This is a genomic window from Acinetobacter amyesii (assembly GCF_023499985.1).
In the GTDB taxonomy this organism is placed as follows: Bacteria; Pseudomonadota; Gammaproteobacteria; order Pseudomonadales; family Moraxellaceae; genus Acinetobacter; species Acinetobacter amyesii.
This window is the reverse complement of the sequence record NZ_JAMCOU010000035.1, coordinates 15610-32064: the sequence shown is the minus strand read 5'-3', so window position 1 is coordinate 32064 and position 16455 is coordinate 15610. Positions and strand designations below refer to the sequence as shown.

Below are 16455 nucleotides of genomic sequence, written 5' to 3'. Positions count from 1 at the left end.
CTAAATCTGCGCCAACAATAGTCATAGCTCGATCATTATGCAAAAACTACTCCAAGACTTCTCCATTCCAGCTGCTTTTGCAGGTTTTATTACGTTCTTAGTCGGGATCAGTGTCTCGGCTGTTTTGGTGATCCAATCTGCACAAATGCTCGGTGCCAACACTGCAGAAATAACCTCTTGGTTTTGGGCTCTAGGTTTGGGTATCGGCTTAAGCGGGCTGATTCTGTCTTGGAAATTTAAATATCCCGTTGCGACTTCATGGTCCACTGCAGGACTGGCACTGATTTTAGCGACTGCGAATGGTTACAGCATGAATGCCGCCCTAGGTGCTTTCTTGGTCTGTGGCCTATTGACAGCAGTACTCGGATTTTTAGGCATTTTTGAAAAAATACTGCGCTATATCCCGCAAAGTCTCACCAGTGCAATGTTGGCGGGCGTACTTCTAAAATTTGGTATTGAGCTATTTGTCAGTTTACAAAATGAATGGGCATTCGTTCTGGGTTTACTCGCGGCTTATGTCATCAGTAAACGACTGTTACCACGTTATAGCATTGTCATTACGGTGATCATTGGCATTATGCTTTGTCCATTGTTACTTGGCTTTCAATTACCGGCGCTTAATTTAGAACTCGCACAGCCAGTTTGGGTCACACCTGAATTTTCGATCTCAGCAATACTGGGTTTGGCGCTACCACTCTTTGTAATCAATATGGCCTCTCAGTATTTACCGGGTTTAGCCATGATTAAAAGTTATGGTTATCAACCCCACGTCAATCAACTGATTGGTTGGACTGGGACAGCCCAAACGCTACTCGCGCCATTTGGATGTTTTAGTGTCAATATTGCTGCGATTAGTGCGGCAATCAGTCTAGATGACCAAGCCCACCCCGATGAGAAAAAGCGCTATATCGCAGGTATGACCTGTGGCTTCTTTTATATTTTGATGGGCCTGTTTGCAGCCACTTTGGTGAGTTTCTTAACCGCTTTCCCATCGGTGTTTATTACCGCTTTAGCAGGCATTGCCCTACTAGGCACCATTGGACACAACATCGTCATTGCTTTCCAAGAAGCGAGTGAACGTGACGCCGCTCTACTCACCTTCTTGTTTAGTGCATCGGGCGTACAGTTTTTTGGTATTGGCTCTGCATTTTGGGGTTTGGTCTTTGGTTTAGTCGTGCATGCTATTTTCAAATATAAAAGAAATTAAGCCCTCAGTTAAATAATTTGCTTCAAATAAAGAATGATACGCGGTAACGTCATCCGCATGTGTTTGAGATAGGACTATTTATAATCAAAAATGTTTTTGCGGTGAGGAGCAATGCTCCGCAAGATGGTTTCCTTACGTAGCACGCTTCTCATTTTGCCGAATGAGAAACAACATTTCAAGAGTACCTCCAGCCGAAGGTTAATCCCTTTATTCAATCCCTAGATGTAAGACTCTGTCGAATAGACTTAAAAATCATTTTAAAAATGCGTAATTACTTTTACGTATGTAAAATCAGTTATTTAATCTATTTCGCTCGATACGTTCGGGCGATCAGTTCTTGTTTTAATAATTGGGTTTCACTTTCATCTTCCACTTCTGTAAAAGCGGTGAGCCAAATACCATCGGCTGCATAACGAACAATTTTCAGCTCTATATCCGAATCTGTCTGATGATGACGCTCTAAACGTGAGTTCATCCATTCGATCCAATATTCATTAAAAGTTTTATCTGTCAGCATGGTCATCGAAATCGCGGACCAAGACTGTTGCAAACCCATGATTTGTTTTTCTAAAGTAATTTCAATATAGGCTCGGGTAAAACGACCGTATGGCTCAGGGTCTTCGTCAATTAATCGGTCAACGACCTCGTCTAATTGAGCCAAAAGCATCACAATCATGGACTCTAAGAGCTTTTGCTTATTTGAAAAATGATGAAATACACCACCTTTTGTAACCCCAACTAAATCCGCAACGGCTTGAATCGACACCCCGTTGACACCTTTATCAGCAGCAAGAAGGATTGCGTGCTGCAAAATACTTTGGCGTATCAGTTGAGGCTCTTTCTTGCGCTGATGCGGATTATCCATATTAATGTCCAGCTGAAGTTGAAAACAGGTTGATCACGACCACACCTGAAACAATCAGGCCTATCCCTAACATGGCTGGGAGGTCTAAACTTTGACGAAAGATAAAGTAGCCAATTAGTGCAGTTAAAACAATACCAACACCCGCCCAAATGGCATAAGCAATACCAAGTGGTATGACTTTAATCACCTGAGACAATAAATAAAATGCCAAACAGAATAAAACTGCGACAGCCAATGAAGGCGCAAGTTTGGTAAACCCTTCTGACTTCACCAAAAATGTCGAACCAATTACTTCTGAGATAATCGCCAATGACAGTAAGCCATAAGCTAAAGTGACCGAATTCATTAATCATTCCAAAATAAACATACCAACTGGTAGGTATGTTATTGAGTTAGAGATTATTCTGCAAGCCTTTTAAGTCTGTTTTTAATTTTTGACGGTCTGTGTGTGTTGTTGCAAAAATTCTAAAGTGCGATCAAAGGTCTGCTGACTGGCCTTTTTACTCATCATAAATTGATATTCATGTACCAAAAATTCTTTCGAATCTGGATAAAAAACCGCTGTCACAGATACATTATTTGCCAGCAATTTTTCTACAAAAGGCTCAGATTGCGTTTTGGTTAAAAAATCTTTATTGCCACCGCTGATAAATACAGGCGGATATTTTGAATTAATATTTGAGGCCGTTGAAATACGCGTTAAAAACTCGGCATCATCTTTTTTGTCTCCGGTATACGCCTGAACTAAGTTATAGACGCCCCACTCGATCAGTCCAATCTCTGCGGGTGCAGTATTTACAAAGCTGTTTAAATCATAAATACCACAATGTAAAATCAGCCCTTTAAGCTGTGAAGGCTTTAATACAGGTTGAATCTTTGACGCTTTCGCAAAATCTGGATTCGTAACCAAGGCGGCATAATGACTGGCCATATTTGCACCTGCAGAATCCCCTGCCAAATACATATTTTGCGAATCAATGCCATATTGTGCTGCATGTAGATTTAAAAACATCAATGCAGCATCAATTTGGTTGAGCTGTGCAGGATAAATGGCTTCAGGTGCAAACTGATATTGAACAGAAACTACATTATAGCCTTGGGCTGCGAGTCGTTTAAAATATCCACCTGCATGTTCTTTTGAGCCAGAGACCCAACCGCCCCCGTGGATCCAAACAATCGTTGGTCTTGGTGCAATCGCCATACTTGTTTCAGGTTGATAGATATCCAAGTTTAAATTTGGATTTTGTAGATATTGAATATTTGACTGCACAATAACATTGTCAGGTGCATGTAGGTTGATGAAGGTCTTTTGAACTTGTGTCGATAAGTTAAATGCGCCTGCAATCACTTTGGTACTGCTTTGCGTGTTTTGACAACCAGACAAATGCAACACTGAACACATGCTGAGTACAACCAACCCTACTTTATATGACATATCAAACTATCCAATCGCATCAATTTTGTTATAAATCTTAGATTTAAAACTGTATATAGTTTAGGCTTATTTTTATAAAGTTCAAATTGATCATTTAGGCTCAAAATCCGAGAAAATTAGTCGATTTTATTTTAATATTTTTTGAGCAAAGTCCGAGTTTTCCGCTCAGATTTATTTGACGACTTATCGACATTAATTTATGTAATTTTATGAATTTACAATATTTTTTAGATTAATAAATTGAACCATGCACGACAATGTGTTATCAATAATCTATAGGGTTTAAAAGCAAAATTACAGGAGATTGTTCCATGTCATATCAAAACATTTTAGTACCTGTCGATGGTTCAGAAATCTCGTTTTCTGCAGTTAAAAAAGCTGCAATTATTGCCAAGGCGTTTAACAGCCAACTCACTTTAATCAGCCTTGTTGCTGAAGACCCATTTACCGATGCAGACTTCTATTATTCTTCATCAATCATGAAAGAATATTTCGTACAAGCTTATGCAAATGCTGAATCTGCTTTGAAAGAAGCTGTGCAAATTACAACTGAAGTGGGTGTAGAAGCACAAAGTAAAATCATTAAAGGCCAAGTTTCTGCTGAAGGTGTGGTAGAAGCAGCCAATGAAGTCAAAGCCGATTTGATTGTGATGGGTTCACATGGTCGTAAAGGCTTTAAGAAAATGCTACTCGGCAGCTTCGCACAAGATGTACTCAGTAATACTGAATTACCTGTGTTGGTTGTAAAAGCTTAAGATGACCAAGCCCACATCATGTGGGCTTTTTTGTATTCAGCACACCCTTCACCCATAGGCTTACCCTTTTGTCTAATTCATACAATTTCGTGAATAGAGCAAGATTAGATTGATAACATTTAAAATATTAAGGAAGCAGATATGAGTCAATATCAACAAATTTTAGTCCCTGTGGATGAATCTCCAGTTTCATATTCTGCTGTTGAACATGCGCTCAGCTTGGCTAAAAGTCAAAATGCACAAGTGACCATTGTTAGTGTTGTTGCTGTTGATCCATTCGTTGGTGTCGATTTCTATGCTGTTGCACCTGCAATCACTGAATATTTTATGCAGGCTGAAAAAAGTGCTCAGCTGCGTTTAGAAGATATCAAACAAACCTTTGTACGTGATGGTATCGAAGTTAAAACTCGTTTGATTCATGGTGTATCGCCAACTGAAGGGATTTTACAAGTGGCTGATGAAATCTCTGCAGACTTAATCATCATGGGTTCGCATGGACGCACAGGTTTAAAAAAAGCCATGCTGGGCAGCGTAGCACAAAATATTTTAACGCAGTGCCCAATTCCTGTTTTGATCATCAAGCAATAAATTAAGATTCAAAAAAAAGCCCTTCATTGAGGGCTTTTCTTCTTTTAGATCAATTAAACACGTTATTTAAATACACAATTCGTTCTGTAGTTTTCTGATTAAAACATTTGGTATATTGCAACTCTTGATTTTGCGTATTCATCGCATCATCCCAGTATTGCGAATGCTTTTGATAAGTCTCTTTTTCACTTTCATTTAATGAATAAACACTTTTTTGTGCAAGCACTTTACAGTCGATATCACGCTTTTCAAACCAGTCTGCTTGATCTTGCTGTAACTGCGCCTTTTGTTCATCACTAAAACGATCCCAAGTCTGATTGAGACGATCTACTACTTTTGCATTATCCTGATCTAGCTCTTTCTTACGAATATCCATTGCCTTTTGTGCAAGGCTCATTTGTTGAGATTGACTCTCCATCCCTTGCTGATAGGATTCTTCGTCTCGCTTATTTTGAGCACTATATGCCGCATATAGCACCGCATGACGTGTCACTGTTACAACGCTATCAATTACGTCATTTTGACTTGGGACACTTAAACTTAAACCATCTTTGTCCGTTTTAGTGATGCTATAGCTAAAGTTCCCTTTAAGCTGATCATTGTCCATGCTTAAGCCTGACTCACCATCTTCGAGTGAATCATTCAAAGTATAATGACCACGTTCTTCACAGCCTTCGTCACATGGTCGTTCAGCAAAGGCGTTTTCAGCACGCTTTTGTAATCCTTTCGGGAAAACCACCAACAATTGACTGCTACATTCCAATGTTTTGGCTTTATTAGGGTCTTCAGTTAAAGTCGTGACATTTTGAATGTTAAATTTTAGATTTTTTACAATCAGATCCATAAGTTGCTGATCGGCTTCATAATCGGACTGACGTATTTCTTTGTTTAATTCTTTGAGATATTCGTTTTTTAAATGATCTTGCAATTGGTCGATATTGGCTTGTGCAGTACAACTCCAATCTTCCAAAGCAGGCGCTTCCGTTTTGGCCTCAGCATCTTTTTTATTTTTAAAATTATCACAGCCGGATATCAATGCCGCAGACAACATGAGGCTCGTGATGACTATTTTTTTCATTGTATAATTACCATTATGATTTTATTCTTCGCGCGTATTTTACTCAAAACTACAGCGCTTTGACGAGAAAAATCCCCGCATGTGCAGGGATTTTTTATATATCATCTCATTTAGTACGGTTTTAATTGGTCTTTTCAGTTACGCCTTCGCTGGTGACATCTCGTACTTTGCCATTCTCAGTATTTAAAACTTCAAACTCAATACGACGGTTTTTGAATTGACCTTCTTTGGTGCTGTTTTCTGCTACCGGTTTTTCTTGACCATAACCCACCGCTTGAAGCTGTGCAGGATCAACGCCTTTCGATACCAAATAATCCACCACAGCTTGTGCACGCTCTTGCGATAAAGCTTTATTCGCTTCCGCATTACCCACAGCATCGGTATGACCTTGTACAGTCAGATGTACTTCTGTAGCGCGCTGCATTAACGCTGCCGCTTGATCCAAAATCGATTTATTCACGTCAGGAATATCAGATGAACCTGTCGCAAAATTAATAATTTGTAAGTTAAGCGCAGTCGCAACATCTAGAGCACGAACTTGTTCAGGGTTAATACTCGCTAATGCTTTTTGTGCATCAGTAATACTGTTATCTACTGCAGTTTGTTCACTCACACCTTCTTGAACCAATACCGTCATATTTTTTGCTAAAGGCTTAATTTGATTGGCAAGGCTTTGAGCATCCGCAGGATTTTGCGACAAAATCGATAACTGATTTTCTGTCCAGGTTAAAGTGGTATTTGGCACACCTTTAAGTTTTTGCAGAACCGTTGGAATGGTATCTTGATCAATAAATTGAGTATGGTAACTGGCATCAGATGAAGCACCACAGCCCGTATTAAAGTTAAAGATCTGTTTAACTTGCTGCTGCAAAATTTCAAGATAGTTTGAATCGCCTGTTTGAATTTGACAGCTGGTTAACTGCCCATCTGTACCGGTGCTAAATTGCAAATGTGCTGGCTGAGATGCCGCAGGCTGTGCAACCGTTGTTGCAGAGGTGGTTGGTTCTTCTTTATTAGTACAAGACTTAAACCAAAATGCGAGCAGACCCAATAATATAAGCAGTGCAATAATTGGCATAAACCAATTCGAGCGTTTTTCTTCAACGATAACAGGTGTTGGTTCAACAACAGGTGCTTGGTGTAATGTACGCCCAGCTGCAGTGTTGACCCCTAAACCTGCGAGTAAAGGCACTGCCCATTGTGGTAGTGCCGCCAAAATGCTATCTGCATGATTATCAAGTAAATGCGTGATTGCGACGGGATCAGATGAACCCGCTTCATTTTCAAGTGCCCCTAAAGTTGGAGCTATAGAGTGGTTTAAGGTTTGCTCTATTTCTGACGTTGGGGCCGTACCGCCACCGAGATGTTGCAAAAATTGTTCTTTTAATGTGGGATTTGCTGAAAATATATCACTAATACGAGGGTTTAACTGTTTTTGAAAGGCATCAATAAATTCAGGTTTGGATCGAAAAATATTTAACAGGAATGGAATAAATTGGCTAATGGCTGAATTTTTTTCAGTTAAATATTGTGTATCACCGTCCAGCACAATCGAGGAGACGTGCTGCTTAATCAGCGCTAATAAATCTATATTCATATTTGTACTCCATGCAGTTGTCATTATTTTCATGTGTACTTTAGTTTATATGTTTATTTTTTGATCAAATGTAATAATTTGTTCAGACTTGTCAGCGCGTTAATTTCTTTTTTATTTTCAATCTATTAATTTCAATCCTCATAAAAAAAGCCAGCCGAAGCTGACTTTTTTGATGTCTGATTAAAATATTAGGACTCAACTGATTTTAATGCTGGGCTCTAGCTTAAACAGCATAAAAAGCTTGAAGCACTTTACCTTTAACGGTGTGCTGAATTAATGGTGTGTTCTTACCATTTGACACAATCGTGTCTTTATTAATGGTCCACTCAAGTTCAGGATCAACAAGCACCCAACCCGCTTCATCTTCCCAACGTTGTTGCATATTGGCTACTTTAGCAGGTGCGAGTGTGACTTTTTCAACCCATTCCAGTGGGCTTAATAGGCCTTCTTGAATCAGTTGAATACCAAAAGGCACATAAGTATCAAATGCGGTAAAACCGGGCTGTGTTTCAGCAAATGGCGCCATTTTCGCAGAGCTGCTTAATGGCTCATGATGCGTACAGATCGCGTCAATCACACCGTCTTTTACCGCTTGTCTGAGCAAGTCTCTATCTTGCTCAGAACGCAGCGGCGGACGCACATGCGCAAGTGAATTAAAGCCGTCGATCAACTGATCAGTTAAATGCAATTGGTGCATGGCTACATCGCAAGTCACCGGTAAGCCTTTCGCTTTAGCATGTTTAATCAATTCAACAGATGCGCCTGATGACAACAGACCAAAATGCGCACGCACTTTAGTGGCTTCAATCATCAGTAAATATTTTGCAATGGCTACGGTTTCCGCTAATGCAGGGATCATCGGTAAACCTTGACGAGATGCGACAAAGCCTTCATGCACACAGCCATCTTTGGCAATCTGCGGTTCTTCGGCATAGAATACAACGGTCATGTTGAGACCCGCAGCATATTCCAAGGTACGAATCACCACATCATCGTCCATAAATGGCGCATTAGCATTCGATACCGCAGTACAGCCACCTTTTTTCAAACCCGCCATATTCGCAGGCTGCTTGCCTAACAAGCCTTGAGTTTGCGCGCCAATCACCTGCAGATAAATACCGCCGTCCAGCATGGCTTTTTCCACCAGGCCATGAATCAATGCACCATTGTCTTGCACAATCGGTTTAGAGTCAGGCGGGGTAAACACATGCAAAATACCATTCGCACGCGCAGCCTTACCTTCTGACTTTAAAGTGCCGTGCTGCTGCTGACCCGGCTCTCGTAAACGCGCGCAAAGGTCAACCATACTTGGCATCAGCCATTTGCCTTGACCATCAATGGTTTCAGCGGCATTGCTTTCGGCAACCAATCGGCCATTTTCAATATAAACTGTCTGTACGCTGTCAGTTTGATTGATTGGATCTAAGACACGTACATTTTCAACTTTAACAATACTCATGACTATCCCTTAAACCGCAATCGCTTCAATTAAACCTTTTTCTTGCAACTGACCTTGCATTGCCAAAGCCAGTACCGCCATACGTACCGCAATACCATTGGTCACCTGATGTAAAATCACTGACTGAGTGCCATCGGCAATACTTGAGTCAATTTCAACACCACGGTTCATTGGTCCCGGATGCATCACGATGCAGTCAGGTTTAGCCAAAGCCAAGCGCTCTTTATTCAAACCGTACATTTTGTAGAATTCAGCTTGAGATGACAGCGCAGGAGAATCAATACGTTCATTTTGAATACGCAAGGTAATAATCACGTCGCAGTCTTGAATACCGGCTTCCATGTTGTTGAACAGACGAACGCCTTCGCCATAGTCATCAAAACCGTAAGGCAGCAAAGTATTTGGCGCAATGACACGAATATCTTTACAGCCTAATGTTTGTAATGCAGCGACATCTGAGCGGGCAACACGCGAATGCTTAATATCGCCAATGATGGCAATGGAAATGTCTTCAAAATTCTTTTTAGTTTCACGGCGAATCGTCAACATATCCAACATGGCTTGCGTAGGATGCGCATGACGGCCATCGCCTGCATTGATGATTGCCACATGTGGACAAACATCTTTGGCAATAAAGTGCGGCGCGCCTGACGATGAATGACGAACCACAAAAATGTCGGTCGCCATCGCTTCTAAATTCCACAAGGTATCACGCAGTGTCTCGCCTTTTGATGTACTTGAACGTGCAATATCAATGTTCAATACGTTTGCAGACAGACGTTTTGCTGCCGCTTCAAAAGTGGTACGGGTACGTGTTGAATTTTCAAAAAACAGGTTCATCACTGTACGACCTTCTAAAAGGTTATTCGTAATTAGCTGATTTTGGTCATTAAAAAAGGACTGTGCAGTGTCCAATATTTTTGTGAGAGTTTCTTTAGAAAGGCCTTCGATGGTGAGGAAATGTTTTAAGTTACCATCTTGGTTGAGTTGAATCTGGCTCGGTGTATGCAATGCCGCCAAGTGCATGAGAGATTCCTTATCGTTAAGTTAACGCATTATACAGAGAATCTTGGCAAATGGCAGTTGAAGTTTTCAACGTTCAATGCAAACGCATGATGTTATTCAAAATGAATTTTCAAATTCCTATCTATCATTTCAATTAGATAAATTAAACGTTTTAAATTAAACTTCACCTTTCCCCTTTCAAAAAGCCTTCAAACAGAACTTCAATCCACCTTTATTTTTAATTGAATTGGATACTTTCAAAAAATAAAGTTCAGCTGTAAACAGCCGCCTTCTGCGCAGTTCAACAACTCTTGAAATAAGGAAGTTGGTTTATACATCAGGCTGTGCGCAGCAAGAAAAAATGCCTACTGCTCACAGCAGGATTGAATTAACGCAATGCGCCAATATAACGATGTGCAACCTGTGCTTTACAAATGTCTTCCGCAGTCGGTTCGCTCATTAAAATTTCTGCTGTTTCATGCGATACTGAGTTAACCATTGATTCTTCTGGTACTGAAACTGCAACGTCATGCAAATTCAACTCACTATATAAACGTGCAACTAAACGAGATAATTCAGGATCAGCCGTTGCCAAAGCCAAATTAGAAACAAAGCGTGCATATTCGACATTTTCAACTACATATAATGCGTCAATAACCCGACCTGACACACGACGTAAACGCGCATAGATTAAGGTTGCGATTGAAAATGCGTTTGATTGACTATTGATTGCCAGCCCTGTCATAAATACCCCTAATGATATCAATATTATAAAGATCGAATTTTGATCAGGGTTATAGCAATTTTTGTACCATTAAGTGATATTTCTCACAATGTACACAGAATAAATTTGATAAAGTCATTCAAATCTACCGATATTTCTCCCGTTTCAGCGCAATATCGTCCGCCCAAATCCCCGAAAATACGTTAAAATATGCGATTGCTTTTTTGCCTTTGGAAATTTACATGAATTCGAAACCGCGTCTTTCTACATATTGGGTTACCTGTGCAGATGGACTGGAAACCTTACTCCGCGAGGAAATTGAAGGTTTAGGTGTTCAAAATATTGAACAGTTCTCGGGTCGTCTTGTATTCAAAGGCACACTTGAAGATGCATACCGTATTTGCATGTGGTCACGTTTGGCTTCACGTGTACTCACCCCCATTCATTCACATGAATTAGAGTTCACGCATGATGCACGTGATGTAGCGGAAGAGCTCTACGAAGGTGCAATAAACTTTGACTGGTCACTTATTTTTGCACCACAAAGTACATTTGCCGTTCGTTTACACATCGAACGTGACATTAAAGTCAATTCTCAGTTCGCAACTTTACGTGTTAAAGATGGTGTGGTCGATTCCTTTATGGAAGCTGTGGGCAAACGTCCTAGCATTGACATTAAGCAACCTGAAATTACGTTGTATGTATTAGCTGGCAAAACTGAACATACTTATTGCTTAGATTTATCAGGTGATTCTCTACATAAACGCGGCTACCGTCGCTACATGACAGATGCACCGATTAAAGAAAACTTAGCGGCTGCTATCTTACAGAAAGCAAAACTTAAACAACATCAACCCGATATTATCTTGGATCCAATGTGTGGTTCAGGGACCTTTATCATTGAATCTTTAATGATTTTGACTGACCGCGCGCCAGGCCTTGTTCGTCGTTTTGGTTTTAATGGTTGGAATGGTCATGACCATGAACTTTGGATGTCGATCAAAGGCGAAGCTGCTGAACGTCATAAAGCCGCACTTGAAAACCCTCTCCCACAATTCTATGCATTTGATGCAGACTGGGAAGCAGTAAAAGCAACCAAACAAAATATTATCGCTGCAGGTTTCGAATCTGTACTTGATCAAATTAAAATTGAAGAACGTACACTTGCAGACTGGCCAGATTTCCAAGCAACAGGTAAGAAATGCTTTGTTGTCACTAATCCTCCATACGGCGAGCGTTTAGGTGATAAAGCCTCTAACCGCGCACTATATTTAGGTCTATCGGCATTATTACAAAAGAACTTCCCAAATCAGCCTGCTGCAATTATTGCAGCACAAGTTGAACAGGCCGATGTCCTTGCCTTTAATGATCCACAAATTTTGCGTTTGATGAATGGTAAGCTACCAATTTACGTCCGTTTTGGTACAGTCAAACCTGCGGCAGTTCAAAAGCCTTTCCTAGAGCATTGGGAACCGCAACAATTTGAAAAAATTGAAGGTGCAGAAGACTTTACTAACCGTCTGCAAAAAAACATGCAGAATCTTAAAAAATGGGCAGTCAAAGAAAATATTTTCTGCCTACGTTTATATGATGCCGATTTGCCTGACTTTAATGTCGCGGTAGATTTGTATGGTGATCGTTTACACGTACAAGAATATGCACCACCGAAAAAAATTGACCCTGAAAAAGCCAAAAAACGCTTTAACTTAGCACTTCAAGCGATTCGTGCAGTGACAGGCTTAGGTCGTGATGCGATTTTCATTAAAACACGTGCGCGCCAAGAAGGTAAAAATCAGTACACTAAACAAAGTACTGCGTCTAAACGTTTTATCGTTCAAGAAGGCAAAGCTAAGATTTTGGTGAACTTAACAGATTACCTCGATACAGGTTTGTTCCTTGACCATCGTCAAATGCGTCTACGCATTGCCAAAGAAGCCAAAGGCAAACACTTCCTGAACTTATACAGCTATACCTCTACAGCGAGCTTACATGCAGCGCTTGGCGGTGCAGCAAGTACGACCAGTGTCGATTTGTCAAATACCTACCTAAACTGGTCTAAAGAGAACTTTGTACTGAATGGTTTGACTGTAGATCATGCAGATGAACAACATCAGTTCTTCTCTAGCGACTGTTTTGAATGGTTGAAAGAAGGTCACGAGCAATATGACCTGATCTTTATTGACCCACCAACCTTCTCAAACTCTAAAAAGTTCTATGGTACGTTTGATGTCCAACGCGACCATATGTCTTTGCTTAAACGTGCCATGAACCGTTTAACCACTGACGGTACGCTTTACTTCTCAAACAACTACCGTGGTTTTGAGATGGACGATGTGATCATGGCAATGTTTGATGTTGAAGAAATCAGCAATGAAACCATTGGTCTAGACTTTAAACGTAACAGCAAAATTCATCGTGCATGGAAAATCACCCATCCACAAATCTAAGGTTTAACTTTAGCAATTCCTGATCTATGAAATGAAGCACGTCAGTGCTTCATTTCAACCACGACTCCATCTGGATACGTTACTCGAATATTTTCATGTCGCTCTTGCAGCACAATACGGTTAATCGGTGCGACTTCTGGAGATTGTATTAACCCGACCTGATCCGCTGCCCTTTTCTTTTGAAGCAAATAATCACTCATGGTTGAGCCTTCAAGCTGGGTCTCCTGAATGATCTTGTTATTACGATTAGATTTATGATTTGAATTGTTCTGCTGCTCTTCTTTGGGTTTAGCTGCTTCACTCTCAATAATATCTAAGGTTTCTTCACTAAATTGTTTTTTACCTTGCGTTTCATTCGACAAACGTTGATCTGAAATTGGCGTCCCCGCAAAAACTGTAGACTGAACAGCGATCAGAAAAATGCTACTAATAAGACTGTGTTTTACCCAAGAACATTTAGGCATGGATGATTGAACAAATTTCCGTCTAAAAAAATAATCGTGTGACATCGTGTCTTTCCTATTGTTGTTTTGATTGGCTAGTTGCCCATTGACGCTAGCAACTTTTCAACTATTCAACAATGGCTAGGCCGCTGTGTTCCGATAAAGTGAACATCATGATTCCGCAGCTCAAAATAAAAAACCGCCAATCTATGACGGTTTTATATTTTCAAACTAAACGACTAACCACTTGTTGCTTATTTCTTTTGTATAGCCTGACCAAAAAGCTTTTGACCGAACTTATATTGCATACTCATGACCATGTTATTGCCATCGCGCTTGCCTTGCCCTGATGTTTCAAAACCTGCAAACATGGCTTCGGCTTCCTGTCCTGACAAACTTTTGCCTTGTAATTGCAAAAAGTTATTCATGATTGCAGTCATCATATTTTTATCAAAACTTAAGTCTGCTTGAAAATCTAGTAAGCTCGGCACCATTTTAATAAAAGACTCCATTGAGGCATGGTGACCCGGCATGACTTTCCCCACGACATTTGCAGAGGCTTTACCTCCACCAATACTGATCGAGTTATCTTTAGATTCAAAATCAAAACCTTGGCTTGCGATTGCTAAGAATGCTTGAGTCATTTCTTCACTTGATTCACCCACTGCATCGCATGAATTTTCCACCTGATGCAAAAGTTCACTAAATGCACGAACTTTATCTAGATTAACTTTATGCAATGCCAAATTCAGTGCGAAATCTTTAGTGACCGGTGAGCCTGGGAAATCCATCTCATCAGCTTTTAAGTAGCCTTCAAAGTCCACATCATGTTTATTTAGTTCGGTCTCCCAACGCAATTGCATACCACGCATACCGCCTGAGAACTTTTGATCTAAACGTTTGATAGAACCCGCTTGAATTTCAACAAAACCATTTTCAAGATTTTTCTGATTTAAACCTTGATTGGTCTTCATCGAAAAATTTTGCACCATGGTTTGCATTGGACCTTCACTCAACAGAACCACAGGTAAATGGATTGAAAGCTCAGATACCTTAGTGGCTTGCCCCGGTAGACTACTGATCCGAATTTGCAATTGGCTGGCATCAGCTTGTACCGTTGCACCTTGTGCAGTCGTTTTAAATGCAGGAATCTGTAGATCTGTTTTACTTTGACCAATCCAATTGACCAACGTTTTTGCCGTTAAGACCGTACCAAAAAGCTTGGCATATTCGGACGTACTTTGTTGTTGAACAATCTTAAAGTTCGAGTTGATGTTATAACCTTTCAACCCACGTTGAATCTGATCGGTACCCTTCAATAAGATCACTTCTTTGGGTTTACACGGGTCTGTTTTCAGCGTTAATACCCAATCGACCGTTCCGCCCATCAAGCCCATTTGATAATTGCTGTACTTCACATCAACATCTTGTACAGCTGCTGACCAATTATTCTGTGTATAAAATTGGGCAAGAGATTTATCTGCATATAAATTTCCTCCCACCACAGCTGCTGAAAGCACCGCTAAACTGCCAATTCCCCACATCAATTTTGACATGTCTTTCTCATTCTGATTATTCTTTGCGCAGTATACTGAAGAACTCAGTTACATAAGTACACAATTAGAATGATATTAAATGATTGATTTGGCAGTTTTAATTGATTTTTTGATGGCTATCACTTCAACTATATACGCCCAGCTTCAAAATAACTTATACGTTTACGATCAAAAGCTGCATATGGATTGCCTTTAAAACTATGAAAATAGTGCTTGGCTTTTAACACGTGAGAGGTGGTATTTTTCATCCATCCTATACGTGGGTCCTTCTCTGCCAGAGTGATGCAATAGGTTTCTTTGCCACGTCGCTTGGTCTGTTGCTTGGCATGAAAAACTAAACTTGCAAATACATCTAGATGTTCAGGATGACATAGTGGACTATGCAGCATTAAATAATCGAAAGTTCCCTGAATTTTTGGCAGTGATAATACACCACGCACACTGGCGTAGGCATTATAAAAAGGCTTCATCAACTTTAATGAACGCGAATAGTCGATTACGCGGGTTTGCTTAAAACTCTTTTGATTCCATAATCCATAGAGTCCAACCAACTGATTGTGCTGATCATAAATCAAATAAAAATCATCCAGATTTAAGCCTGCCCAAAATGGATTTTGACCATCAACCAACGCATTAAAATCATAGCTAGGTAAAAAATTATAATGGTCTTTCATTTTTAAAATGAAATCATTTGCTTCATCTACACTTTCAGCAGTCAGCGTTTTAAATTGATATTGATTGAAAGTTTTTGGTTTCACTGCCTGTGAAACAGTATAGGTTCGGATTTCGTCATAAAAATATGGCAATGGAAAACCTGATCTTTCATGATGTAAAATACTAGCAGCGACAGTATTGGCGTTTAAAACTACACTTTCAAAAATCGTATCTTGCGGAATTTCATCGTGGACATAGTCCATTAATAAGCGCATGACTTTAGCACCACGATAAGCTGGATTCATTCTTAAATCGGCAACATAACGCATTAGGTCAGGCTGACCATTGATATAACAATAACGCCATCCCAAATTCATCATCGCAATCACGATAGATGGATCATCCACAGGGACAACCACTTTTAAATCTGGTCGATTATACTGCGCGTGGCTAGCAGCTAAATAACTCGGATGACGCTCATAAGATAATGTAATACCATTACTTGGCACAGTCTCAGCACTAATTTTCATTAGTTGCTCATCATCTTCGACAGTCGCATTTCGAACCGCAAACTTAGTCTCATTCTTTGAATGATATAGCGCCGTTTCATCGAACGGTGCATCTAACACATCGATATCCATC

Annotated in this window: 15 protein-coding genes; 4 read left to right on the top strand and 11 right to left on the bottom strand. The window is 40.2% G+C overall.

The window, feature by feature from the left end; genetic code table 11:
* Positions 1 to 37 precede the first annotated feature (37 nt).
* Positions 38 to 1207, top strand: coding sequence for a benzoate/H(+) symporter BenE family transporter (locus M5F03_RS12850; protein WP_249708518.1), 1170 nt, complete (start codon positions 38 to 40; stop codon positions 1205 to 1207).
* A 304-nt stretch (positions 1208 to 1511) separates the two neighbouring features.
* Here the strand turns inward: M5F03_RS12850 and M5F03_RS12845 are convergent, their stop codons facing one another.
* The 3 genes from M5F03_RS12845 to M5F03_RS12835 form a co-directional block, all read right to left on the bottom strand.
* Entirely contained in the window at positions 1512 to 2072 is a 561-nt protein-coding gene (locus tag M5F03_RS12845) for a TetR/AcrR family transcriptional regulator (RefSeq protein ID WP_180114067.1), read from the bottom strand.
* A gap of 1 nt (position 2073) precedes the next feature.
* The gene (locus tag M5F03_RS12840; RefSeq protein ID WP_078188613.1) at positions 2074 to 2418 is read right to left on the bottom strand and encodes an SMR family transporter; all 345 of its coding nucleotides are present in this window, start codon (positions 2416 to 2418) and stop codon (positions 2074 to 2076) included.
* Positions 2419 to 2499: 81 nt separating this feature from the next.
* Positions 2500 to 3507, bottom strand: a complete 1008-nt coding sequence (locus M5F03_RS12835) for an alpha/beta hydrolase (protein WP_078191805.1) — start codon at positions 3505 to 3507, stop codon at positions 2500 to 2502.
* Positions 3508 to 3818: 311 nt separating this feature from the next.
* Between M5F03_RS12835 and M5F03_RS12830 the strand changes: the two genes are divergently transcribed.
* Complete coding sequence (locus tag M5F03_RS12830; protein WP_078191806.1) at positions 3819 to 4262, top strand: universal stress protein; 444 nt, start codon at positions 3819 to 3821, stop codon at positions 4260 to 4262.
* Positions 4263 to 4403: 141 nt separating this feature from the next.
* On the top strand, positions 4404 to 4850 hold the full coding sequence (locus tag M5F03_RS12825; protein WP_078191807.1) for a universal stress protein: 447 nt from the start codon (positions 4404 to 4406) through the stop codon (positions 4848 to 4850).
* Positions 4851 to 4899: 49 nt separating this feature from the next.
* On the opposite strand, the gene M5F03_RS12820 is transcribed toward M5F03_RS12825, so the two are convergent.
* The 5 genes from M5F03_RS12820 to M5F03_RS12800 all read right to left on the bottom strand — a co-directional run bounded on the left by M5F03_RS12820 (position 4900) and on the right by M5F03_RS12800 (position 10734).
* A complete protein-coding gene (locus M5F03_RS12820) occupies positions 4900 to 5928 on the bottom strand; it encodes a DUF1311 domain-containing protein (protein WP_249708516.1) in 1029 nt (342 codons plus the stop codon).
* Between the two features lie 121 nt (positions 5929 to 6049).
* A complete protein-coding gene (locus tag M5F03_RS12815) occupies positions 6050 to 7525 on the bottom strand; it encodes an OmpA family protein (protein WP_249708514.1) in 1476 nt (491 codons plus the stop codon).
* A gap of 223 nt (positions 7526 to 7748) precedes the next feature.
* On the bottom strand, positions 7749 to 8984 hold the full coding sequence (locus tag M5F03_RS12810) for a dihydroorotase (protein ID WP_078191810.1): 1236 nt from the start codon (positions 8982 to 8984) through the stop codon (positions 7749 to 7751).
* Between the two features lie 9 nt (positions 8985 to 8993).
* Positions 8994 to 10010, bottom strand: coding sequence for an aspartate carbamoyltransferase catalytic subunit (locus tag M5F03_RS12805; RefSeq protein WP_180115116.1), 1017 nt, complete (start codon positions 10008 to 10010; stop codon positions 8994 to 8996).
* A gap of 367 nt (positions 10011 to 10377) precedes the next feature.
* Positions 10378 to 10734: a hypothetical protein gene (locus M5F03_RS12800; protein ID WP_249708512.1), complete on the bottom strand. Its 357-nt coding sequence runs from the start codon at positions 10732 to 10734 to the stop codon at positions 10378 to 10380.
* A gap of 221 nt (positions 10735 to 10955) precedes the next feature.
* On the opposite strand from M5F03_RS12800, the gene rlmKL reads away from it, so the two are divergent.
* A complete protein-coding gene (gene rlmKL / locus M5F03_RS12795; RefSeq protein WP_249708510.1) occupies positions 10956 to 13160 on the top strand; it encodes a bifunctional 23S rRNA (guanine(2069)-N(7))-methyltransferase RlmK/23S rRNA (guanine(2445)-N(2))-methyltransferase RlmL in 2205 nt (734 codons plus the stop codon).
* A gap of 41 nt (positions 13161 to 13201) precedes the next feature.
* Here rlmKL and M5F03_RS12790 read toward each other — a convergent pair whose 3' ends face one another.
* The 3 genes from M5F03_RS12790 to M5F03_RS12780 form a co-directional block, all read right to left on the bottom strand.
* Positions 13202 to 13669 carry a hypothetical protein gene (locus M5F03_RS12790; RefSeq protein WP_249708508.1) on the bottom strand — a complete coding sequence of 156 codons (468 nt, stop codon included), beginning with the start codon at positions 13667 to 13669 and terminating at the stop codon, positions 13202 to 13204.
* 188 nt (positions 13670 to 13857) lie between these two features.
* Positions 13858 to 15159, bottom strand: coding sequence for a DUF945 family protein (locus tag M5F03_RS12785; protein WP_249708507.1), 1302 nt, complete (start codon positions 15157 to 15159; stop codon positions 13858 to 13860).
* Positions 15160 to 15287: 128 nt separating this feature from the next.
* Complete coding sequence (locus tag M5F03_RS12780; RefSeq protein ID WP_180076969.1) at positions 15288 to 16454, bottom strand: GNAT family N-acetyltransferase; 1167 nt, start codon at positions 16452 to 16454, stop codon at positions 15288 to 15290.
* Position 16455 lies beyond the last annotated feature (1 nt).